The sequence below is a fragment of the Xanthomonas sp. NCPPB 3569 genome, from assembly GCF_041475645.2.
GTDB lineage: Bacteria > Pseudomonadota > Gammaproteobacteria > Xanthomonadales > Xanthomonadaceae > Xanthomonas > Xanthomonas phaseoli.
This window is the reverse complement of sequence record NZ_CM192969.1, coordinates 150,572-171,086: the sequence shown is the minus strand read 5'-3', so window position 1 is coordinate 171,086 and position 20,515 is coordinate 150,572. Positions and strand designations below refer to the sequence as shown.

Below are 20,515 nucleotides of genomic sequence, written 5' to 3'. Positions count from 1 at the left end.
CCTGACACCGCACCCTCATCCGCCCTTCGGGCACCTTCTCCCCCATGAAGGAGGACAATGTCCCGAGGGGAGAAGGGAGATGCAAGAGACATCAATCCAACGCAACCTCCCCCTCACGCAGCTCCCGATACGCCACCACCAACGCCTGCACATCCTCTGCCGAGAACAACAGCTTCAACACCGGCGACACTTCATAGCGCTCCTCGCTGCCGCGCAAGCGCGACAGCAACTGGTTGTCGCGCATCTTGCCGATGGCCGTCATCACCCGCCGCGCGAAGCCCGCCCGATCGGTGGACACGTTCTTCTCGTAGACCGACAACGCCTCCACCAACTGCGCCTCGTCCACCACCGCGCGCTCGCCGCGCGTATCGGCCTCGGCCAGTTGCTGGCGCAGGAACAGCAGCAACACCGACTCGATAAACGTCAGCGGCGCGCTGCGTAGCAAGGTGGGCGATTCCAGCTCGGCGGTGTCGGCCTGGCGGGTGAAGGCCACCCCGCCCTCGCGGTCGAGCACCAACTCCAGAAACAGCTCGCACAGCACCTGGCGGATCGCCACCTCGTTGCGCAATAACGCCGGCCACAGCGCGCCGTGCCGTTGCGCGTCGATGCTGGGCCCTGCCAGCAACTGGCACAGTGCGCGCCGCGCGTCGAACGGCAGCGTGCCGGTATCGCCCAAGAACAGTTCGCCGCGCGGCTCGGCACTGGAGATGTGGGTCATCGGCATGCGCTCGTCGATGGACGCCGCCCCGGTGCTCTCGTCGGCGTCCAGGCCGGTGTCCTCAGACCAGTTCATTGCGTTTCTCCCGGGTAAACCACACCAAGGGAATGCGCGCGCGCCGCACGGCGCCGTCGCTGCCTTCCCATTGCACCGTTTCCATCTGTCCTTCGATCACCATGCCGTGGCGCGTGCCCAGCGACAGGTAGCCGATCACGCTGCCCAGGCCCTGCACGGCCGGGCGTTGTTGCAGGGCGTCGCCGATCGTCAGCCGCGGGCGTTGGCCGAGCAGATCATGCAGGTCGCGGCGCAGGCTGCGCACATCGATCTCCGACTGCGCGACCAGGTCGCCCACGCTGTCCAGCGAGATCTCGGCCGCATCGGCGGCCTGTACGCGTCCATCGACCTGGGTAAGCCGCGGGTCGTGCAGCCGCCATTGCGACAACGAACGCAGACGGCTGCTGCTGAGCGCCTGCGTATAGCCGGTGGCGGTGGTGGCGTGCAGGCTCTCGCGCAATTGCAGGGCTTCGCCCTGCGCCTGCTTGAGCAATTGATTGAGCCGGCGCTGTTCCAGATACCCACGGCTTTGCACGAAACCGCGCAGGCTGCGCGCGAAATGCTGCATCACCGTGTGCACCTCGCCGCCGCGCTCCAGCAGCGTGCCGGTCAGCCCGCGCAGGAAGGCGCGTTCGCGGCGATCGAGCTTGCGGGCAAAGCCACGGGCAAGCAGCGCATCCAGCGCCTGGTCGAGCTGGCTGCTTTGCTGGGTGTCGTTGAGCAGACTCCAGAACGCCTCGAAGGTGCGCCCGGCCTCGCTGTCTGCAATCACATCCACGCCGTCGAACAATTGTTCGAGCACGTCGCCGCGCGCGCCTTCGTCGTCGATGATGCGCTCGCGGAATTGGCGGTTGAGCTGCTCGAAGTCGTCGCGCACGCGATGGAAATCTTCGGCCAGCTCGTCGGAGAGATGGATCAGGTCGCGCGCGCGTTCCAGCGCGCGTTTGCCGTCCAGCGCGGCCACGCGGCCGGAAGCCACGCGTTCGATCTCGGCATCGATGCGCGCGCGTTCGTCGCGCAGCGCGGCCAGCCGGAGCTCCGGATCGGCTTCGGTCTGCCCGGCCAGCTGCACCAGTTGCTGGATCACTAACGACAGGCGGCTTTCGGTGGCGCTGCTGCTGCTTTCGCGCAGGCCGGCGATGAAGCGGATGGCCTGGGTCGTGGCACGCGAGAGTTCGTATTCTTCTTCGGTTGCGCCTTCGGGCAGGCGGCGTTCCAGCCAGCCCTGTGCCAGCCAATGCGCCAGATACGCCTGTGCGGTGCGCGGCAGTTCGCGCGACAGCTCGTCGGCGCGCAAGGCGTCGAGCTGGCGCTGCAAACGCTCGTGCAACACGGCCGACGGCAGGCGGCGTTCGCCATCCATCAGCACCGTCTGCAGCAGGCCGATCAGTTCGGGGGCGTGGTCGGCGGCGAGCAGTTTCCATACCGGCTGCTCGCGCAGTTGCCGGTAGCCGGAGATACGTGCCTGGTGCTTCATGGGCGCTGCCGCGACTGCCTCAACGCTTGCCGCCCACGGCGATGAACTGCAGGAATTCGGCGCGGGTGCGCGCGTCTTCGCGGAAGCTGCCCAGCATCTTGGAGGTCACCATGCTGACGCCGCGCTTGTGGATGCCGCGGGTTGTCATGCACTCGTGCGCGCCTTCCACCACCACGCCCACGCCAAGCGGCTGCAGCACGTCCTGGATGCATTGGGCGATCTGCGCGGTCATCTTTTCCTGCACCTGGAAGCGGCGCGCGTAGCTTTCCACCACGCGCGCCAGCTTGCTGATGCCGACGACCTTGCCACGCGGCAGATAGCCCACGTGCACCTTGCCGATGATCGGCGCCATGTGGTGCTCGCAATGGCTTTCATAGGAAATGTCGCGCAGCACGATCAACTCATCGTAGCCGGCCACTTCCTCGAAGGTGCGTTCCAGGTATTCGCGCGGTTCTTCGCGATAGCCGCTGAACCAGTCGCCGTAGGCTTCGGCCACCCGGCGCGGGGTGTCCAGCAGACCCTCACGCGTGGGATCTTCGCCCGCCCAGCGCAACAGGGTGCGCACGGCCTCTTCGGCCTGGGTCTGGGTGACGGAGGAATCGGGCTGGTTGGACTGGCTCATGCGCGGATGCACCCAAAAGGGGCGAGCATGGTACCTGAGGACGGCCCGGCCGCCCCAGTGGCGGTTGCGCCAGCTTGCAAATATTCAGTGACTATTGATTCATTTATGAATTGATAGCATCCTATCTATTATGAAGCCTGTTCTTTCTCCACGCGCCCGGCTCAGTTCCGGCCTGTTGGTGGCTGCCCGTCAGTGGCAACGCCTGGCCGATCAGGCGTTCGCCGAGTTCGACCTGTCCAGCGCCTGCACCGGACCATTGCTGATGATCGGGCGCTCCGGCGGCGGCATCCGCCAGGTGGCGCTGGCCCAGCAACTGGGCATGGAAGGCCCCTCGCTGGTGCGCTTGCTGGACAAGTTGGCCGCGCAGGGCCTGCTGCGCCGCCAGGCGGACAGCAGCGACCGCCGCGCCAACCAGCTCTGGCTCACCGATGCAGGCCAGGCGCTGGTCGGCCAGATCGAGATCCGCCTGGATGCACTGCGTGCGCAGGTATTCGGCGCACTCAGCGACGCCGACGTGCAGGTGGTGCTGACCTTGTGGGAGCAGATCGCGCAGGCGCATGCGCGGCTGAGCCAGGCCGACTGAGTCGGCTGCCGGCGTCGCGCGCGACGCCCGTTGTGCCTTTTCCGATGCTCTGCGCGCTGCGCCGGGCGTTGTGGTTCCTTCTCCAGGATGTGCCCGATGTACGGCGAATTCAGTCTCTACGGTGTGTTCGTACCCACCTTGCTGGCGTTGATGACGCTGGCCTACCTGCTCAACAGCGGCATCGCCGCGCTGCTGACCCGCGCCGGCGCCTACCGCTACATCTGGCACCCGGCGCTGTTCAACCTGGCGCTGTACATCGCACTGCTGGGCGGCCTGTTCTTCCTTACCCGTTGGATGCAATCGTGAAAAAGCTAATCAAGACCGCGGGGCCGGCACTGCTGACCCTGGCGATGGTGATGGTGGCCGCGTTGGTGTTGCAGCACCTGTGGCGTTATTACATGCAGGCGCCGTGGACGCGCGATGCGCACGTGGGCGCCGATGTGGTGCAGGTGGCGCCGGATGTCTCCGGGCTGGTGGAATCGGTGGCCGTGGCAGACAACCAGCCGGTCAGGCGCGGGCAATTGCTGTTGGTGGTGGACCGCGCGCGCTACGAAATCGCCCTGGAACAGGCGCGCGCCGCACTGGCCGAACGCCAGGCCACGCTGACCCAGCTGCGCCGCGAGATCGCGCGTGACCGCAGCCTGCAGGATCTGGTCGCCGCCGAAGATGCCGAAGTGCGCCGCTCCAACGTACAAAAGGCGCAGGCCGCAGTGGCCACCGCGCAATCGGCGGTTGATCTGGCCCAGCTCAACCTGGACCGCACCCAGGTGCGCAGCCCGGCCGAGGGCCGCGTCAGCGACCGCACCGTGCGCGTGGGCGACTACGTCACCGCCGGGTGCCCGGTGGTGGCGGTGCTGGACACCGGCTCGTTCCGTGTCGATGGCTACTTCGAAGAAACCCGCCTGCAGGGCGTGCACCCCGGCCAGCGCGTGGACGTGCAGCTGATGGGCGAGCCGCTCACGCTGCATGGGCATGTGCAGAGCATCGCCGCCGGTATCGAAGACCGTTACCGCAGCGGCAGCGCCGGCGCATTGCCCAATGTCACGCCTGCGTTCGACTGGGTGCGGCTGGCGCAGCGCATTCCGGTGCGCATCGTGCTGGACCACGTGCCTGCGCATGTGCAGTTGATCGCAGGGCGCACTGCCACGGTGAGCATCCTGCCCGACACAACGCACGCAACCCCGGTGACCGCGCCTGCCCGTGTGCAGGCCAAGGCGGCGCCATGAACCGCGCGATGTTGCGTCCGCTGGGATTGGCCGCACTGCTGAGCATGCTCGGTGCCTGCAGCACGGTCGGCCCGAACTACGCCGTGCCCGACGATGCGGCGTACCGGCGGCCGGCCGCCAATGCCGCATTTCTCGATACCGGCAACGACCAGGTACGACCCGGCGCCGCGTTGCCGGCGCGCTGGTGGGCGCTGTATCAGGACCCGGTGCTGGATGGCCTGATCGAGCAGGCCCTGCGCGACAACATCGAGCTCAAGGTCGCCGGTGCCAATCTGCGCCGCGCCGCTGCGCTCTACGAACAGGCCATGGATGCCGGCGGTTTCGATTACGAGGTGGAAGCCGGCGTCAGCCGCGCGCAGGTGTCGGCTGAGGCGTTTTTGCAGGAAGAAAAGCTGCCGGTGTTCAACCTGGCCGATGGCAAGTTCGGCGTGTCGTACCAGTTCGATCTGTTCGGCAAGCTGCAACGCGGCGCCGAAGCCGCACATGCCGATACCCAAGTGGCGCAAGCGGCGATCGATCTGGCGCGCGTCAGCGTGGCCGCGCAGGTGGCCGGCAGCTACGTGGAGATTTGCCACGCCAACCATGAGCTGCAGGTGGCCGAGCATTCGCTGCAGTTGCAGCAACACAGCCGCCAGATCACCCAGCGCCTGATCGCGGCCGGTCGCGGTACGCCACCGGACCTGGCGCGCGCCACCGCACAGGTCGCGATGCTGGAAGCGGCGCTGCCGCCGCTACGCGCGCGCCGCCAGGCCGCCGGTTACCAACTGGCCGCGCTGCTCGGCAAGACGCCCGGCCAGGTGCCGGCCGGCGTGGACAGCTGCGCGCACGCGCCGGCAGTGCAGCAGCCGATCCCGATCGGCGATGGCCGCGCGCTGCTGGCGCGCCGTCCGGATGTGCGCCAGGCCGAGCGCCGGCTCGCCGCTGCCACCGCACGCATCGGCGTGGCCACTGCCGAGTTGTACCCGGACATCCGCCTGGGTGGTTCGATCGGCGCCACCGGCCTGCTGGCGGATTTCGGCGAGCCGGCCACGCACGCGTGGTCGTTGGGTCCGCTGATTTCCTGGACGCTGCCCTCCAGCGGTGCGCGTGCGCGGGTGCGCGCCACCGAAGCCGGTGCCGACGCGGCGCTGGCGCAGTTCGACAACACCGTGCTGCAGGCCCTGCGCGAAGTGCAGACCACCTTGTCGCGCTATGCGCAGGATCTGGACCGCCTGCATCTGCTGGAACAGGCGCAGCAACAGGCCGAGCTGGCGTCCTCGCAAAACCGGCGCCTGTATCAGGGCGGACGCACGCCGTACCTGTCCAGCCTGGACGCCGAGCGCACCCTGGCCAGCGCCGACATGACCCTGGCCAACGCACAGGCCCAGGTGTCGCAGGACCAGATCCAGCTGTTTCTGGCGCTGGGCGGCGGTTGGGAGGCCGACGCCGGGCGCACCGACGCGACCGCTGCACGATGAGCCCGTTGTTGCGCGATCGCCAGGCCTGGCTGTTTTCGGCCAAGACCTTTGCCGCCTCGATCGCGGCGCTGTATGTCGCGCTTGCCGGCAATCTGTCGCGACCGTACTGGGCAATGGCCACGGTCTACATCGTTTCGCAACCGCTGCTCGGCCCCACCCGTGCCAAGGGCGTGTACCGCGTGCTCGGCACCTTGCTGGCCGGTGTGGCCACCTTGGTGATGCTGCCGAATCTGGTGGAAACGCCGTTGCTGCTGAGCGCGGCGATGGCACTGTGGCTCTCGGCCTGCCTGTTCCTGGCGCTGCTCAATCGCGGCCCGCGCGGCTATGCATTCCTGCTGGCCGGCTACACCACCGCCTTCATCGGCTTCCCGGCGGTCACCTCGCCGGAAGGCATCTTCGACACCGTGGTGGCCCGCAGCGAAGAGATCATCCTGGGCACGGTGATGGCGGTGCTGTTCGCGTCGCTGCTGTTCCCGGCCTCGGTCAAACCGATGGTGACCGCGCGGATCGGCAACTGGATGCAGGATGCGGCCCAGTGGTGCCGCCAGGTGCTGCAGCGCGGCCCGTCGCAGGCGCCGCGCAATCGGCTGGCGGCCGATCTGGTGCAGTTCGAGGCCTTGATTGCCTTCGTGCGCCACGACGACCCACGCCATGCCGGCGCCGCGCCTGCGCTGGAACAGTTGCGCGCACGCATGCTGATGCTGTTGCCGGTGCTGTCGTCGATTGCCGACCGCCTGGACGCCCTGCGGCGCGGCGATGCTGCGCCCGGCTCGGAGGTAGCGACATTGCTGGAGGATGTCGCTGCGTGGGTGGATCATGTCGCTGGCACCGGCAGTGCCGATGCCGATGCCGCCCGTCAGGCTGAGGCACTGCGTGCGCGCATCGAGGCAGTGCGCCCAGTGGTGGATCAGGACATCGATCGCCTGCTGCTGGACAGCCTGCTGCTGCGCCTCAAGGAGCTGCTCGACCTGTGGCAGGACTGCCGCGCGTTGCAGCAGGCGCTGGTGCAAGGCACCGCGCCCGGCGCGCTGCGTACGCTGTCTGCTGCAGCGCCTGCTGCATCCATGCCAACCGACGCTGCAGCGCGTGATGCCACGGCGCACTCGGCAACGCCCGGCGCGTTGCTGCAGCGCCTGGGCTTCTCGCGCCGTCGCGCTGCGCAGCAGGCCTTGCCCGCGCGGGACGACGCGGCGCCGCACGCCGGCGCGTTGCCCTCGTCAACGCCTGGGGCATCGACGCAACCATCGGGCCAGCCGTCTGCAGAGATTGCTGACACTCCGGTTGCGGCACACGCCACGCGCCACATCGATTTCGGCATGGCCGCGTTTTCCGCGCTGAGCGCCGGCTTCGCGCTGATGGCGTATTGCGTGCTGTGGATCGGCATCGGCTGGGAAGGTGGCGGCAACGGCGCGATGATGGCCGCAGTCACTGCTGCGTTTTTCGCCGCGCAAGACGACCCCGCGCCGAGCATGCTGTCGTTCCTGACCTGGGCGGTGGTGGCCAGCGTGGTTGCCGGCATCTATCAGTTCGGCATCTTCCCGGCCATCCACGATTTTTCGATGCTGGTGTTGGTGCTGGCGGCGGTGTTCCTGCCATTGGGGGCGCTGCTGCATCGCCCCAGGAGCATGCTGATCGCCTTGCCGCTGGTGGTGAACCTCACCGCGCTGCTGAGCCTGCAGAACACCTACAGCGCCAACCTGCAGAGCTTTGTCAATGCGGCAGTGGCGATGGTGCTGGGGATCGGGTTTGCCGTGGTGCTCACGCGTCTGTTTCGTTCGGTCGGTGCCGAATGGAGCGCGCGCCGGCTGGTGCGCCAGGGCTGGCGCACGCTGGCCGATGCCGCCGACGGACACGGTGCGCAGGATCGCCAGCACTTTGCCGCACGCATGCTGGATCTGCTTGGTCTGCTTGCGCCACGGCTGGCGTTGACGCCGGAAGGTAGCGACCTGGCTTCGGTGGATATGCTCAACGAAGTGCGCGTGGGCTTGAACATCCTGCAGCTGCGCCGTGCACGGCATGGCTTGCCGGCGTCCAGTCGCGATGCGGTGGACGCGATTTTGCGCGATGTGGCCGCGTACTACCGGCAGCAGGTTGCACGGAAGCGTCCGTTGCCGGGTCCCGACTCTTTGCGTGACCGTCTGGATGCATCACTGACGCGCGTGGGCAAGGTGCCGGCAGGCGCGCATCGCGATGAAGCGTTGTTGGGGTTGGTTGGGCTGCGTTACAGCATGTTTGCGAAGACAACAGCGCAGCATCAGGACGGCGCAGAACAGCCGCCCGCGTTAGCCCCTCTCCCGCCGGGACGATAAGGCACTGCTTGCGCGCCATTGGCGCGCGTGTCTTGCAGCGCCCGCGCTGCTAGTGCGGACCGGGGCGCGGAGCGGGGGTTGAGCTGAGGGTTTGGCTACCAATGCACGACCGCAGCATCGATGCTTCACTTTGGCGGCGCGTGGCGACGCGTTTACCACGCTCGGTATGCCAATCACCTGAGGCGCCCCTCATCCGCCCCTTCGGGGCACCTTCTCCCCCATGAAGGGGGACAATGTCCCGCAGGGAGAAGGGAAGGGCTCTGCCCGCGCGCACGCATCACCGCTTGCGCTGATGCATCGCTGCTTCGTCGTCCAGCCAGTTGCTGCCCTTGTTGGTCAGGAAGAACATGTAGACCACCAACGACACCGCGATCACCGCCGTCGCATAGATCACGAACTCGGTCACATGGTTGGTCTTCAACGAGGCCTGGTACAGCAACGGCGCGGTTCCGCCGAAGGCCGAATTGGCCAACGCGTAGCCAAGGCCGACACCCAGCGCGCGCACGTGGGTGGGGAACAATTCCGCCTTCACCACTGCATTGATCGAGGTGTAGCCGGTCAGGATCACAAAGCCCACGGTGAGGATCGCGAACGCGGTCAGCCAATCGGTCTGCTTGGGCAGTTCCATCACCAGGAACCAGGTGTAGAGCACGCCGCCGATGCCGAAGAACACCAGCAAGGTCTTGCGCCCGACGATGTCCGACAACCAGCCGCCGACCGGCTGCATCAGCATCAGCACGGTCAGGGCCACCAGGTTGATGATGGTGCCGGCCATCACGTCGCCACCGGCGAACGCGGTCTGGATCATCTTCGGCCCGGTGACCGAATAGGTGTAGAACGCGATCGTACCGCCGGCGGTGATCAGGAAGCACAACAGCAGCGGGCGCCACTGATTGACGAACAATTCGCGCATCGAACCGGAAGCCTTGGCCTTGCCGGTCCGCGAATCGGCGATGGATTCGGAGCTCAGCGACTCGTCCATCGTGCGGCGCAGCCAGAACACCACCAACGCGCCGATGCCACCCAGCCCGAACGCCACGCGCCAGCCCCATTCGGAGACCTGCGAGGCATCGAAGAAATGCAACATGATCAGCAAGGTGGTCTGTGCCAGCACGTGCCCGCCCACCAGCGTCACGTAATGGAACGACGACAGGAAGCCGCGCCGGCCGGGAATCGCCGCCTCGGACATGTACGTGGCGCTGGTGCCGTATTCGCCACCGGTCGCAAAGCCCTGCAGCAGGCGCGCCACCAACAAGATGATCGGCGCAGCGATGCCGATCGTGGCCACCGTGGGCGTGATCGCAATGACGAACGAGCACAGCGCCATCACCGACACCGAAATGGTCAATGCCAGCCGGCGGCCATAACGGTCGGCGAAGCGGCCGAAATACCAGGCGCCAATCGGGCGCATCAAGAACGTCATCGCAAAGATCGCCCACACGAACATGGTGGCGTTCTTGTCTTCCTTGGAAAAGAACTGCGACTCGAAGTAGGTGGCGAACACCGAATAGACGTAGACGTCGTACCACTCGACGAGGTTGCCGGCCGAGCCCTTGAGCGTGTTGGACACCGAGCGGCGAAGGCTGCCGGCAGCCGTGCCAGAACCGGCAGCGATCGGAGACGATGGGGGTGCGCTCATGCGGTCAGAACCTCTTCGGTGGGACAGCCCCGGAGTATAGGTGCGCGCTTGTGTGACGCATGTAAGCATTTTGGCTTATGGGTGGCGGCAAATCGCCCACCTGACCGCCTGCTTCAGCCCGCTTTTGGCGTGGGTGCCGCCAGCGCGTGGCTGTACTTGCCGGAGCGATCGAAACAGCACGCACGTCGCTTGCCCGAAGCCAGCATGGCGCAAGCGGTGGCGATGCGCTTGCCCCGCGTCTGGGCCTGTTTGCCGGACACGACCCAGAAGATCCAATCGCGCCGCGCCACCGCGGTGATGTCGTTCCAGGTCGCACGCGCGGCCGGATGCGCGGCTAGCGCTGCGTGCAGATCGTCCGGCACGACCGGCTCGGGCTCTTCGGCAACCGGCGTCAACACGAGCGCCACCGTCTGGCCGGCGGCAACACCGGCTGCCTGCTGCAGGGCACGTTCGATCGTCAGCCAGTGCCCGCCCCGCCCGTCCGGCTGCAGCGTCGCCTGCAGTGGGTGCCCGGCCAGCGTGCCGGTGACGCTCGCCATGCTGCGCGTGGGCAACGCGTCGCTCGCTGCTGCAGGCAGTAGCAGAAACAGCCAGGTGGCATCGGCCGGGGTTGCCGGTTGCAGCAAGGTGGCAGTGAACCGGATGGCGGCGGCCGCACGCATGCGCGAACCATAGCACTGCACACACCCGCGCTCTGCCGTTGGCTGCCGCGCGTTGGCGCACGCGTGATCGCGCAGGTAGCGCAGGCAGCGCCATGGTCGTAAGCCGTGCCGTGCGCTTCAGCCGTGCTGCGGCAGCAGCTCCTTGAGCGTCTCGATAAAGGCGCGCAGACCCGGCGGAAGATGCCGATGCCCCGGGTAGTACAGCACCAGCCCCGGAATGGTCGGACACCATGCTTCCAGCACAGGCACCAACGTGCCGCGTTGCAGGGCCACGCTGACCGCATACTCGGGCACGTAGGCGATGCCCAGACCGGCTTCGGCCGCCTCGCGCATCGGCGCGATCTGGTCCAGGGTGAGCCGCCCGGGCACATCGATCACCACTTCCTCGCCACGGCGCTCGAACTCCCAGTGGTACAGCCTGCCGCTGGGCATGCGATGGCGGATACAGGCATGCCGGTGCAAGGCATCGGGCGTTGGTGGAATCCCGGCGCGCGCGAGATAGGCCGGCGCCGCGACGGCGAGGAAACGCGTGGGCCCACCGAACGGTACCGCCACCATGTCCTGCGGCACCGACTCGCTGAAGCGAATGCCGGCATCGCATCCTGCAGCCACGATATCCACCAGCCGGCCTTCGCTCACCAGATCCACCGATAGCGCCGGGTGGCGCGCCAGCACGTGCGGCACCACCTGCTGCAGCAATACCTGCACCACCACTTCCGGTGCGTTGATGCGTACCGTGCCGGTGGGCCCGCCACGGAAATCGTCCAGCGCCAGCAACGCGTGGTCCATCTCCTGCAGCGCCGGCACCAGCCTTGCGTACAGGCGCTCGCCGGCTTCGGTCAACGACACGCTGCGGGTGGTTCGGTGCAACAGGCGCACGCCGAGATTGCGCTCCAGTGCGCTGATCACATGGCTGAGCGAGGACGGCGCCAAGCCCACCTCGGCGGCGGCGCGCCGAAAGCTGCGGTGCGTGGCCACCGCAGTGAAGGCGACCAGATCGTTGAAGCTGGGCTTGGACATTGGTGGCAAAACCGCATCAAGTCATTCGAATTTTATGGCATAGACCCAGCAATGCCCGTTTCCTAGAGTGCGCCTTCCTTCAGCGAACAAGGCCACTCCCATGTCCAAGACCTGGCTCATCACCGGCGCATCGTCCGGCTTCGGCCGCCTGCTGGCAGAGACCGTGCTGGCGCGCGGCGATCGGATCGTTGCCACCGTCCGCACACCACAGGCGCTGGCCGATCTGCAGGCCCGGTATGGCGATGCAGCGACGGTGCTGCAGCTGGACGTACGCGACTTTGCAGCCGTGCACGCAGCGATGGCGCAGGCATTCGCAGCACTGGGCCGCATCGATGTGGTGGTCAGCAATGCAGGATACGGCACGTTGGGCGCGGCCGAGGCCGCCACCGAGGCGCAGGTCCGCGCGATCATCGACACCAACCTCATCGGCTCCATCGCATTGATCCAGGCAGTGTTGCCGCGGCTGCGCCAGCAGGGCGGCGGGCACGTGGTGCAGGTGTCATCGGAAGGTGGGCAGATCGCCTATCCCGGCTTCAGCCTGTACCACGCCAGCAAGTGGGGCATCGAAGGCTTCGTCGAGGCTGTGCAGCAGGAAGTGGCCGGCTTCGGTATCCACTTCACCCTGGCCGAACCCGGCCCGGCCCGGCCCGCACCAATTTCGGTGCCGCCTTGGTGCGTACCGACATCCCTGCCAACTACGCCGACACGCCGGTCGGGGCGCTCAGCCGCGCACTGGACGATGGCAGCTGGGTCATTGCGGGCGACCCGCAACGCATGGTCGACGCGATGATCGCCAGCACCGAACACGCCCCGCCACCGCGGCGCCTGGTGATGGGTGCCAGCGCCTACCATTCCATCCGGCAGGCCCTGGGCGCCCGCTTGGCCGAACTCGAGGCGCAACGCGGCATTGCCCTGTCGACCGACAGCCCGCCACCGTGATGCGGCAGACGCGGAAGTGGATGAGGATGTGCGCCTGCGCGGGCGCCGCCCGCAGCCACGTGTCGCATGTCGCATGTCGCGCATCGTGCAGCGAGTGCGCCCTGCCGCAGCGCGCGGCAGTAGACTCGCATCCACGCACCATACCCCAGCACTGCATATGCGTTCGCTGCACACCGAAACCAGCAAGTTCCTCAGCTATGTCCTTCGCCATGCGCCGCAGTCCATCGGGCTGGCACTGGATCGCGAAGGATGGGCCGACATCGATGCCCTGATCACTGCCGCCACTGCCGCTGGGACGGCGCTGGATGCAGGCCTGATCCGTGCAGTGGTCTCCAGCAGCGACAAGCAGCGCTTTGCGCTGTCTGCCGATGGTCGGCAAATCCGCGCAGTCCAAGGCCACTCCACTGCGGCCGTCGCCCTGACGCATGTGGCGCGCACACCGCCGTCAATGCTGTACCACGGCACCGCGACCCGCTTTCTCGAGGCGATCCTTGCCCAAGGCCTGCAGCCCGGGCAACGCCATCATGTGCATCTGTCCGCTGATCCCAAGACCGCCACCACGGTCGGCGCACGTCATGGCGTACCCACTGTGCTGTGTGTGCACAGCCTGCAGATGCACGAAGACGGCTGGGTGTTTTACCAGGCCGACAACGGCGTCTGGCTGACGCCGCATGTACCGCCTACCTATTTGCATGTGGTGGAGTGACAAGCAGCAGATCGCGTACACGCCAGCTGCTGCACTGCTGCCCCTTCACAAACCCCATGCCACCGGCCTTGCCAAAATGCCGGCCGCTTGCGCCCGCAGTGGCGGGACTTCGGAGTGGGATGCATGACATGGATCATCGTGGCCGCCGTGGCGGTCACCTTGCTGGTAGGGCTGCTGCTGCTCAACTTCGCCACGCCGGAGAAAAAGCTCGAGCACATCCCCAAGCACCTGTACGACGTTGCCGATCCGCAGTTCAAACGCGAGATGTCGGTGTTGCTGGGACCGGCCATCCTGCCCGGCAACAGGATCGACGTGCTCAATAACGGCCGCGAGATCTTTCCGGCCATGCTCGAGGCCATCCGCAGCGCGCAGCACACCATCACCTTCGAAACCTATATCTATTGGTCGGGCGAGATCGGCCGCGAGTTCAGCGACGCCTTGTCCGAGCGCGCGCGTGCGGGCGTGGAGGTGCGGGTCACCATCGACTGGGGCGGCAGCCTGAAGATGGACCATGCGTTGGTGGACACCATGACCGAGGCCGGTGTGGAGGTGCATCGCTACCGCCCCCTGGCCTGGTACAACCTGCACCGCGTCAATAACCGCACCCACCGCAAGTTGCTGGTGATCGATGGCCGCATCGGCTTCACCGGCGGGGTCGGCGTGGCCGACCAGTGGATGGGCGATGCGCAGGACCCGGACCATTGGCGCGACACCCATTACCGCATTGAGGGCCCGGTGGTGGCGCAGGTGCAGACCGCCTTCAACGACAACTGGATCAAGACCACCGGCCGTGTGGTCAACGGCGCGCAGTATTACCCGGCGCTGGAGTCTGCCGGCGACAGCGATGCGCAATTGTTCGTGGCCTCGCCGGCCGGCGGCAGCGAAAGCATGCACCTGATGTATCTGATCGCCATCGCCGCCGCACGCAGCACCATCGACCTGGCGGCAGCGTATTTCGTACCCGACGCCCTGATCACCCGCTCGCTGCTCCAAGCACGCACACGCGGCGTGCACATTCGCGTGCTGCTGCCCGGCAAGCATATCGATGCGGTGTCGGTGCGGTTGGCATCCAAGGCCAGCTGGGAGCCGCTGCTGCAGGCCGGCATCGAAATCCACGAATACCAGCCCACCATGCTGCACACCAAGCTGTTGATCATCGACGGCCTGCTGGTGTCGGTGGGCTCGACCAACTTCGACATCCGCTCGTTCCGCCTCAACGACGAGGCCAGCCTGAACGTCTACGACCGCACGCTGGCCGCACGCATGACCGAGGTGTTCGAACGCGATCTGCAACGTGCCGAGCAGTATTCGCTGGAGCGCTGGCGCGCGCGGCCGTTGCGGCAGAAGCTTGGCGAGAAACTGGTATTCCCGTTCCGCTCGCAGGTGTGAGCGCGCGTGCCGGTGGCCGCGCCTAGAGCGCCGGCCTTGCCAGGACTGCACGAGTGCGCAGCTGCCGCAGCCGCCACCACAGCCCGCTGACGTGCACCAGCGAATACAGCACCAGTGCGGCGGCAATTCCCAGGGTCAGCGGGCTGGCCTGCGAACCGGCCGCCGCCGCACCGGCAGTGAACGCGCCATCGGCCCAGCGCCAGGCCAGGCGCCCCAGCAGCACCAGCGTCAAACCGCCGCCGATCCAGGGATTGGGCGTGTACCAGCCTTGGCCTTCCACCCATTCGGCATGCGTGTAGCGCAGCGACAGCGCACCCAGGCCGATGCCCACCAGCGCGCCTGCGGCAATGCCGAGCCGCACCTGCGGCAACCCGTACACCGCGAACGCCAGTGCTGCCAGTGCGATCAGCAGCACCGCGCTGCGCACCGCCGTGGCCACCGGCTTCCATTGCTGCCGGCCGAAGCTGCGCCGGATGCGGCGGTAGTAGAGGTAGCCGATGGCGGCCATCGAGAGATACGGCGTCAGGGGTGCGATGGCAGCGGCGGGCATGGCGAGTCCTTTGCGGATGAGTGAAGCGACCCACGCAGAATGAAACCCGCCGCGGGCACGAACAAGGTGCCAAGTGTCACTTTCTGCAGGCGGCGGCCCCGCCGGTCGCCTGGCACCGAGCCTGCGGTAACGGCTGTACGTCACCCAGGCCGCTGCCGCGCAGGCGCTTGCCGCCTGGCCGGTGAACGCCGCACGCCGGCGCCTGCGCCTGCCACACGCGAACAGGAGCGGCCCGGGTAGACTTGCGCAGTGCTCCCCCATCGCCGTGCCATGTCCGCCATCAAGCAAGACGCCCACATGCTGATCGACACGCTGCCCGAGACGGCTGGATGGAGTGACGTGGTCCGCGTCGTGGCCGATGCCAGCTTCCAGGCCGCGGTGCAGGACGGCATTGCCGCTGCAGATCAGGGCGCGTTGACGGCTCCGGCACAGGTGAGCGCACTGTTCGCCAGATGGGGCGTTGATGTTACGGCGTGACTGGACCGTCCCGGCCGCCACGCAGCTTGCACACGCCCAGGATCACTACCACGCGCTCAACCCGACCGTCGCTGCCGCAATGGCGCGACAGGTGCTGGACGCCACGCGCACCCTGGCCGAGCAACCGGGCCGTGGTCGCGCTGGCCGCGTGCCCGGCACCCGCGAATGGGTGGTCAAGCAAACCCCGTACGTGCTGGTCTACCGCGTACGCGACGGCGCCCTGCAGGTGCTGCACGTCCATCTGGATGCCAGCGACTGGCTGCCCCGCACCGAACCGCTGATCGAACGCATCGAACCGTGGATTGCCGCGCTGATCAGCGCGCTGCTGCACGTGCTGATGTTGCTGATCCTGCTGTCGGCCTCCACCCCCACCATGACGCCACCGCAGGGCTCGGCCAGCGGCGGACGCATCAAGGTGGATTTTGTCGGCGACACCTCCCAGCCCGATCAGCCGGTGCCCTCGCCCACCCCGGTCCCTCCGACAGCCACGCCCGTGCAGCCGCCACCGGCGGCCTCGCCGGTGCAGTCCACGCTGGTGCAGCAAGCCAAAAATCCGGTGCCGCCGCAGGGCGATACCGCACAGGGCAGCCTGGTCGAACGCCGCCAGCCGCGTCGCCAGCAACGGCCCACCCCGCCGCAACCGCCCGCACCGCCGGCGGCATCTGCCCAGCGCCGCCCGGACACCTGGACCGGCCGCCCGCCAGGCATGCTCGACGAACCCGCCGACGGCGCCGAAGACGGCATGGCCAATACCCCCACCATCAGCCAGGGCCGCCGCAACGACCGCAACAACGCCCAGCCCAGCCTGGACATCGGCGGATTCCAGGTCTATTACGACGTGCGCAGCGAAACCCAGCTGCGCGCCTGGAAAGAACAAGGCATGCAGGAGATCGCCATCATCCTGCCCGGCACCCAGCAACGCATGATCTGCCCGCTGGATGTCGCGCTCAAACGCGGCTCCAGCAAATGCCGCCTGCTGCCCCCGGATTCGCCGGAACTGAAGTCCATCGGCGACGCGCGCGAAGTCATCAACATGATGGAGGTCTACCGCCAGGGCGAACCGGTCTGGCGTGGGCCGGGGCCGTATCGCTGATGCGTGGATCTGTGTCTGCCACACAGCACTGCAAGTAATCCGGCTGTCCTGCAGAAACCATTACCGAAAATCGCTGTCACCTTGCCCATCGCGCGCACCGCCACCGAACGCGTCGACTATTTAACCAGCGCGTTCGGCGGCAATCGGCATCTGGCAGAGATCAGCGCCCTTGGTCTTTGCCCAGCTGCGTGCTCAGTGTTCCATTGAAAGGTGCCGGATCGCTGGTGACCAGGCAGTTATAGGGTTTGTCGCTGTTGAGGACGAGCACCGAAGACTTGGGGCCCTTGAAATTCAGCCCGACCGAAAACAGCACATACGTATTCGGCAAAACGCTCGGTCGAAATGCACCGAAGGCATACTCGCCAGACAAACCCAACGGGGACAACGGCACCGTCAACATCAGCGGCTGTGTCGCGACGGGTGAGGGAAGCGACGACGAGGCGCTCATGATCAGCGTTTGTGCGTCGATGGAGTATTTGCTGGTGACCGCGATTCCCAGATATCTGGAACTGGCTGCCGCAACCTGCTTGCGACACGCCGCAATGTCTTCGGGTTTCCTGTCTTCCTGGCCGGTCTGCAAGGTGGCAAAGACATGGTTCAGCGTGACCGTTTCCTTCCCGATGACCGGTGCTGCGATGGCAGCATCCATACACAACGCGGCCACCACGAGGGAGAGGCCGCCTGCCGCAAAGGCACCGCGAGAGTTGGTTTTGTGTGTCATTTCGATCGCTCCTTCATGTGTGATGCAAGGGACCGACAGCGGCCGTTCGCCGGCTGCCGCTTGCGCCTTGGATGGACAGTCGCAACGGCACCTGTGCATAACGCCACGCGGCAGATGATCGATTGCGTTCGATGACGACATGCGTGTGTGCGGGAACACCACACTTACGCCACCAGCTCGCCACGTCGCTGGTGTAGTCATCGTTGAAGACCATCCCATCGCAAACCCGGCAAATCGTCTCAACGACGTCGTTGCGTGATGCAGTGTGGAGTTTGGACGCGAATACGGCGATGCTCACATCGAACCTCAGTCGACGCACTACTTGAAGCGCTTGGGGGCCTGCAATTGCCGGTGATTCCAGTGAAGTTTGATGGCCCATTGGAGAGGCTTGGATTGCAGGAATATCCCGATGCGCGTATTTGAATGTGGCGAAGAATCAATCTCGCCAGGGCAGCCCTGACGATCCAGCTCAGCTATTGATCACCCATCAGGAGTTGTAGAGCGCAGGTGGAATCCCCTTGATCCGCAGCAGGAAGCGCGGCTGCGCGATGACCCATTGTTCAAGCACGCATTGGCGGGGCTCGACAAGCTCGGCCCGGAGGCGGGCGTCTACACCAACCAGCAAGACAAGCAACGCATTGCCGGTGCCCTCGCGGTCCAGGCCAAATTCAATCGCCCACTTCTACCCGAGATCCAGGACATCATTCCCAGTCAAACGAACGGCAATGTTTTTGCGGCGTACAAAAACCCCGGGAACGACCTGGATGTATTGCGCACACATGTGACAAAGCCGAGGCCGTCGAGCACCCCTTGGCCGAAAGCCTGCAGAAACCCGACGTTGCAAATCAGCGGGTCGTGCAGGCCTCTACGCAAGAGGCATCGCGCGCAGTGGATCAACCAAGTCATGGCGCGCTTGGAATGCGGTGAGCAGCAGGTGGGGGAGCAATTGTATGGCCTTGCTCCCGTAGCTCACAGACGCCGTACGCGTCCAGCCATAGGTCCAGGCTGTTTGGCGCGTCGGCGTTGCTCATTTGGGCTGCGTGGCGGCCGGTGTCGGCAGCTCTGGATGCCCACCCCGCACCGGACTTGCTGATTCGCGACCACTCCCGTTGCTCGCTCCGCCTGAGGAGCCCTCCACGCCATGCAGGTCGGATACGGAGACCAGACCTCGCGATTGCAGTACGCGTCCAGCCTGGAACTGGCTACAGTTTGCGCAGGGCCATTGCGCCCACTCCATCCATCTGCGTCTCAAAGGATCTGCATGTCCCTGCATCGTCTTGCCCCACGCCTGGGCCTGGCCGTCGGCCTGTTGTGTGCCTATGCCGTACACGCCGCCGAGCCGCTGGCGGCGCATCGCCTGCTGCGCGTCACCCTGGGCGGGGCGACCGACCAGGCCACGTCCGGGCGCCTGCTGGTGTTCGCCACCCTGGCCAAGGACGCGCAGGCGCAGGCCAAGGACGGCAAGGTCGAAGACGTGGATACCAACCCGTTCCGTCCCACCGCCACCGCGGTGGCCGCGCAGGATGTCACCGCGCTTGCGCCGGGCGGCAGCGTGCAGATCGATCTGGACAACATCGCCTTCCCGCGTGGCTTTTCTGCGCTGCCGGCCGGCGATTATCTGTTCCAGGCCGTGCTGGACCCGGACCACAGCTACGGCTACAGCGGCCGCGATGGCGGCGACCTGCTGAGCGAGGTCACCGCCGTGACCCTTGCCCAGGGCAAGCCGCTGCCGGCGCTGACCTTGAGCAAGCAGGTGCCGGTTTCGGACGATCCGTGGCAGGTCTCGCCGCGCGCGCCGCAGGCGGTACGCGACGCCGTGCCCGAAGCCAGGCTGCATAGCGCCGATGCCTCGATGGTGAGCCCATCGCTCAGCGCGTTCTGGGGCCGGCCGGTGTCGCTGCGCGCCCGTGTGCTGACGCCGCCCGGCTACAACGCCAAGGCCGCCACGCGCTATCCCACCGTGTATGTCACGCATGGCTTCAGCGGTAACTACAACCGCTTCGCCGGCAGCATTGCCTCCACCTGGCGCCTGATGGCGGCCAATCAGATACCGCCGATGATCTGGGTCTTCCTGGATCAGTCCACGCCCACCGGCACCCACGAGTTCGCCGATTCGGTCAACAACGGCCCGTGGGGCACCGCGCTCACCGAAGAGTTGATTCCCGCGCTCGAGCGCCAGTACAAGATGGACGGCAAGGCCAGTGGCCGCTTCTTGAACGGGCATTCGTCCGGCGGCTGGGCCACGCTGTGGTTGCAGACGCGCTACCCCAAACTCTTCGGCGGCACCTGGTCCACCTCGCCGGATTCCAGCGATTTCCGCGACTTCACCGGTCCGGATTTGTACGCGCCCAACGCCAACGTCTACCGCCGCGCCGATGGCAGCCAGTTCCCGCTGATCCGCGATCACGGCAAGGTGCTGGCCGATCTGGAAACCTTCGCCAAGCTCGAACGCGTGCTCGGTCCGTACGGCGGCCAGCTCACCTCGTTCGAGTGGGTCTTTTCGCCGCGCGGCGCCGACGGCCGGCCGCTGCCGCTGTTCGACCGCGACACCGGCAAGGTGGACCCGGCCGTGGTGGCCTATTGGCGTACCCACTACGACATTTCCGCGCGCGTGGCCGCGCAGTGGCCCACGCTCAAGCCCGACCTGGACGGCAAGATTCACCTGATCGTCGGCACCGCCGACACGTTCTATCTGGATGGCGCGGCGCGTAAATTCCAGGCGGTGCTGGATGGCCTGGGCGCCAAGAGCGATTTCCGCTATCTGGAAGGCCGCACCCACTTCGATCTCTACGCCGAGGGCGACGACAACGACGCGCTGATGAAGAAGATCGCCGCAGAAATGTACGCAGTGGCGCGACCAAGGCGGTGAGCGG

General features: G+C 66.5%; 19 protein-coding genes and 1 pseudogene. 12 read left to right on the top strand and 8 right to left on the bottom strand.

Annotated features, from left to right (window positions below; all coding sequences use genetic code 11):
• Positions 1-91: 91 nt before the first annotated feature.
• From ACCQ03_RS00695 to folE, 3 genes are read right to left on the bottom strand one after another with little or no spacing between them, the layout of a single operon-like run.
• A complete protein-coding gene (locus tag ACCQ03_RS00695; RefSeq protein WP_057687132.1) occupies positions 92-793 on the bottom strand; it encodes a DUF4194 domain-containing protein in 702 nt (233 codons plus the stop codon).
• On the bottom strand, positions 780-2,249 hold the full coding sequence (locus ACCQ03_RS00690; RefSeq protein ID WP_057678992.1) for a DUF3375 domain-containing protein: 1,470 nt from the start codon (positions 2,247-2,249) through the stop codon (positions 780-782). Before ACCQ03_RS00690 ends, ACCQ03_RS00695 begins: the two co-directional genes overlap by 14 nt.
• 19 nt (positions 2,250-2,268) lie before the next feature.
• Positions 2,269-2,871 (bottom strand): GTP cyclohydrolase I FolE, encoded by a 603-nt coding sequence (gene folE, locus ACCQ03_RS00685; protein WP_017158364.1) that lies wholly within the window; start codon positions 2,869-2,871, stop codon positions 2,269-2,271.
• A gap of 130 nt (positions 2,872-3,001) precedes the next feature.
• Here folE and ACCQ03_RS00680 point away from each other — a divergent pair, with 130 nt between their 5' ends.
• From ACCQ03_RS00680 to ACCQ03_RS00660, 5 genes are all read left to right on the top strand, one after another.
• Positions 3,002-3,454: a MarR family winged helix-turn-helix transcriptional regulator gene (locus ACCQ03_RS00680; RefSeq protein ID WP_039574946.1), complete on the top strand. Its 453-nt coding sequence runs from the start codon at positions 3,002-3,004 to the stop codon at positions 3,452-3,454.
• 87 nt (positions 3,455-3,541) lie between these two features.
• Entirely contained in the window at positions 3,542-3,760 is a 219-nt protein-coding gene (locus ACCQ03_RS00675) for a DUF1656 domain-containing protein (protein WP_016850515.1), read from the top strand.
• Positions 3,757-4,680 (top strand): efflux RND transporter periplasmic adaptor subunit, encoded by a 924-nt coding sequence (locus tag ACCQ03_RS00670; protein WP_057678991.1) that lies wholly within the window; start codon positions 3,757-3,759, stop codon positions 4,678-4,680. The genes ACCQ03_RS00675 and ACCQ03_RS00670 overlap by 4 nt, the downstream gene beginning before the upstream one ends.
• The gene (locus ACCQ03_RS00665; protein WP_057678990.1) at positions 4,677-6,137 is read left to right on the top strand and encodes an efflux transporter outer membrane subunit; all 1,461 of its coding nucleotides are present in this window, start codon (positions 4,677-4,679) and stop codon (positions 6,135-6,137) included. The genes ACCQ03_RS00670 and ACCQ03_RS00665 overlap by 4 nt, the downstream gene beginning before the upstream one ends.
• Entirely contained in the window at positions 6,134-8,446 is a 2,313-nt protein-coding gene (locus tag ACCQ03_RS00660; protein ID WP_150147259.1) for an FUSC family protein, read from the top strand. Before ACCQ03_RS00665 ends, ACCQ03_RS00660 begins: the two co-directional genes overlap by 4 nt.
• A gap of 277 nt (positions 8,447-8,723) precedes the next feature.
• Here the strand turns inward: ACCQ03_RS00660 and ACCQ03_RS00655 are convergent, their stop codons facing one another.
• The 3 genes from ACCQ03_RS00655 to ACCQ03_RS00645 form a co-directional block, all read right to left on the bottom strand.
• Positions 8,724-10,085: an MFS transporter gene (locus tag ACCQ03_RS00655; RefSeq protein ID WP_011349150.1), complete on the bottom strand. Its 1,362-nt coding sequence runs from the start codon at positions 10,083-10,085 to the stop codon at positions 8,724-8,726.
• A gap of 113 nt (positions 10,086-10,198) precedes the next feature.
• Positions 10,199-10,747: a YdeI/OmpD-associated family protein gene (locus ACCQ03_RS00650; protein WP_057678995.1), complete on the bottom strand. Its 549-nt coding sequence runs from the start codon at positions 10,745-10,747 to the stop codon at positions 10,199-10,201.
• A 117-nt stretch (positions 10,748-10,864) separates the two neighbouring features.
• On the bottom strand, positions 10,865-11,767 hold the full coding sequence (locus ACCQ03_RS00645; RefSeq protein ID WP_057678988.1) for a LysR family transcriptional regulator: 903 nt from the start codon (positions 11,765-11,767) through the stop codon (positions 10,865-10,867).
• 100 nt (positions 11,768-11,867) lie between these two features.
• Here ACCQ03_RS00645 and ACCQ03_RS00640 point away from each other — a divergent pair.
• From ACCQ03_RS00640 to ACCQ03_RS00630, 3 genes and pseudogenes are all read left to right on the top strand, one after another.
• Positions 11,868-12,706 (top strand): annotated as a pseudogene (locus ACCQ03_RS00640) (SDR family oxidoreductase).
• 157 nt (positions 12,707-12,863) lie between these two features.
• The gene (locus ACCQ03_RS00635; protein WP_057678986.1) at positions 12,864-13,412 is read left to right on the top strand and encodes an RNA 2'-phosphotransferase; all 549 of its coding nucleotides are present in this window, start codon (positions 12,864-12,866) and stop codon (positions 13,410-13,412) included.
• 123 nt (positions 13,413-13,535) lie between these two features.
• Positions 13,536-14,801, top strand: coding sequence for a phospholipase D-like domain-containing protein (locus tag ACCQ03_RS00630; RefSeq protein WP_057678985.1), 1,266 nt, complete (start codon positions 13,536-13,538; stop codon positions 14,799-14,801).
• A gap of 22 nt (positions 14,802-14,823) precedes the next feature.
• Here ACCQ03_RS00630 and ACCQ03_RS00625 read toward each other — a convergent pair whose 3' ends face one another.
• Complete coding sequence (locus tag ACCQ03_RS00625) at positions 14,824-15,351, bottom strand: CcdC protein domain-containing protein (RefSeq protein WP_041019583.1); 528 nt, start codon at positions 15,349-15,351, stop codon at positions 14,824-14,826.
• 270 nt (positions 15,352-15,621) lie between these two features.
• Between ACCQ03_RS00625 and ACCQ03_RS00620 the strand changes: the two genes are divergently transcribed.
• Both ACCQ03_RS00620 and ACCQ03_RS00615 read left to right on the top strand, forming a co-directional pair.
• The gene (locus ACCQ03_RS00620; RefSeq protein WP_029820588.1) at positions 15,622-15,828 is read left to right on the top strand and encodes a hypothetical protein; all 207 of its coding nucleotides are present in this window, start codon (positions 15,622-15,624) and stop codon (positions 15,826-15,828) included.
• The gene (locus ACCQ03_RS00615; protein ID WP_209227421.1) at positions 15,815-16,921 is read left to right on the top strand and encodes a type II toxin-antitoxin system RelE/ParE family toxin; all 1,107 of its coding nucleotides are present in this window, start codon (positions 15,815-15,817) and stop codon (positions 16,919-16,921) included. The genes ACCQ03_RS00620 and ACCQ03_RS00615 overlap by 14 nt, the downstream gene beginning before the upstream one ends.
• Positions 16,922-17,081: 160 nt before the next feature.
• Here ACCQ03_RS00615 and ACCQ03_RS00610 read toward each other — a convergent pair whose 3' ends face one another.
• Positions 17,082-17,642: a hypothetical protein gene (locus ACCQ03_RS00610; RefSeq protein ID WP_237377040.1), complete on the bottom strand. Its 561-nt coding sequence runs from the start codon at positions 17,640-17,642 to the stop codon at positions 17,082-17,084.
• Between the two features lie 556 nt (positions 17,643-18,198).
• Here ACCQ03_RS00610 and ACCQ03_RS00605 point away from each other — a divergent pair.
• Positions 18,199-18,735 (top strand): XVIPCD domain-containing protein, encoded by a 537-nt coding sequence (locus ACCQ03_RS00605; RefSeq protein ID WP_342343463.1) that lies wholly within the window; start codon positions 18,199-18,201, stop codon positions 18,733-18,735.
• Between the two features lie 168 nt (positions 18,736-18,903).
• Positions 18,904-20,511, top strand: a complete 1,608-nt coding sequence (locus ACCQ03_RS00600) for an alpha/beta hydrolase (RefSeq protein WP_209227419.1) — start codon at positions 18,904-18,906, stop codon at positions 20,509-20,511.
• Positions 20,512-20,515 lie beyond the last annotated feature (4 nt).

Excerpts from the sequence above, each read along its gene's own strand:
- ACCQ03_RS00695 (WP_057687132.1), bottom strand. The coding sequence starts at position 793 with ATGAACTGGTCTGAGGACACCGGCCTGGACGCCGACGAGAGCACCGGG.
- ACCQ03_RS00690 (WP_057678992.1), bottom strand. The coding sequence starts at position 2,249 with ATGAAGCACCAGGCACGTATCTCCGGCTACCGGCAACTGCGCGAGCAG.
- folE (WP_017158364.1), bottom strand. The coding sequence starts at position 2,871 with ATGAGCCAGTCCAACCAGCCCGATTCCTCCGTCACCCAGACCCAGGCC.
- ACCQ03_RS00680 (WP_039574946.1), top strand. The coding sequence starts at position 3,002 with ATGAAGCCTGTTCTTTCTCCACGCGCCCGGCTCAGTTCCGGCCTGTTG.
- ACCQ03_RS00675 (WP_016850515.1), top strand. The coding sequence starts at position 3,542 with ATGTGCCCGATGTACGGCGAATTCAGTCTCTACGGTGTGTTCGTACCC.
- ACCQ03_RS00665 (WP_057678990.1), top strand. The coding sequence starts at position 4,677 with ATGAACCGCGCGATGTTGCGTCCGCTGGGATTGGCCGCACTGCTGAGC.
- ACCQ03_RS00660 (WP_150147259.1), top strand. The coding sequence starts at position 6,134 with ATGAGCCCGTTGTTGCGCGATCGCCAGGCCTGGCTGTTTTCGGCCAAG.
- ACCQ03_RS00655 (WP_011349150.1), bottom strand. The coding sequence starts at position 10,085 with ATGAGCGCACCCCCATCGTCTCCGATCGCTGCCGGTTCTGGCACGGCT.
- ACCQ03_RS00650 (WP_057678995.1), bottom strand. The coding sequence starts at position 10,747 with ATGCGTGCGGCCGCCGCCATCCGGTTCACTGCCACCTTGCTGCAACCG.
- ACCQ03_RS00645 (WP_057678988.1), bottom strand. The coding sequence starts at position 11,767 with ATGTCCAAGCCCAGCTTCAACGATCTGGTCGCCTTCACTGCGGTGGCC.
- ACCQ03_RS00635 (WP_057678986.1), top strand. The coding sequence starts at position 12,864 with ATGCGTTCGCTGCACACCGAAACCAGCAAGTTCCTCAGCTATGTCCTT.
- ACCQ03_RS00630 (WP_057678985.1), top strand. The coding sequence starts at position 13,536 with ATGACATGGATCATCGTGGCCGCCGTGGCGGTCACCTTGCTGGTAGGG.
- ACCQ03_RS00625 (WP_041019583.1), bottom strand. The coding sequence starts at position 15,351 with ATGCCCGCCGCTGCCATCGCACCCCTGACGCCGTATCTCTCGATGGCC.
- ACCQ03_RS00620 (WP_029820588.1), top strand. The coding sequence starts at position 15,622 with ATGTCCGCCATCAAGCAAGACGCCCACATGCTGATCGACACGCTGCCC.
- ACCQ03_RS00615 (WP_209227421.1), top strand. The coding sequence starts at position 15,815 with ATGTTACGGCGTGACTGGACCGTCCCGGCCGCCACGCAGCTTGCACAC.
- ACCQ03_RS00610 (WP_237377040.1), bottom strand. The coding sequence starts at position 17,642 with ATGACACACAAAACCAACTCTCGCGGTGCCTTTGCGGCAGGCGGCCTC.
- ACCQ03_RS00600 (WP_209227419.1), top strand. The coding sequence starts at position 18,904 with ATGTCCCTGCATCGTCTTGCCCCACGCCTGGGCCTGGCCGTCGGCCTG.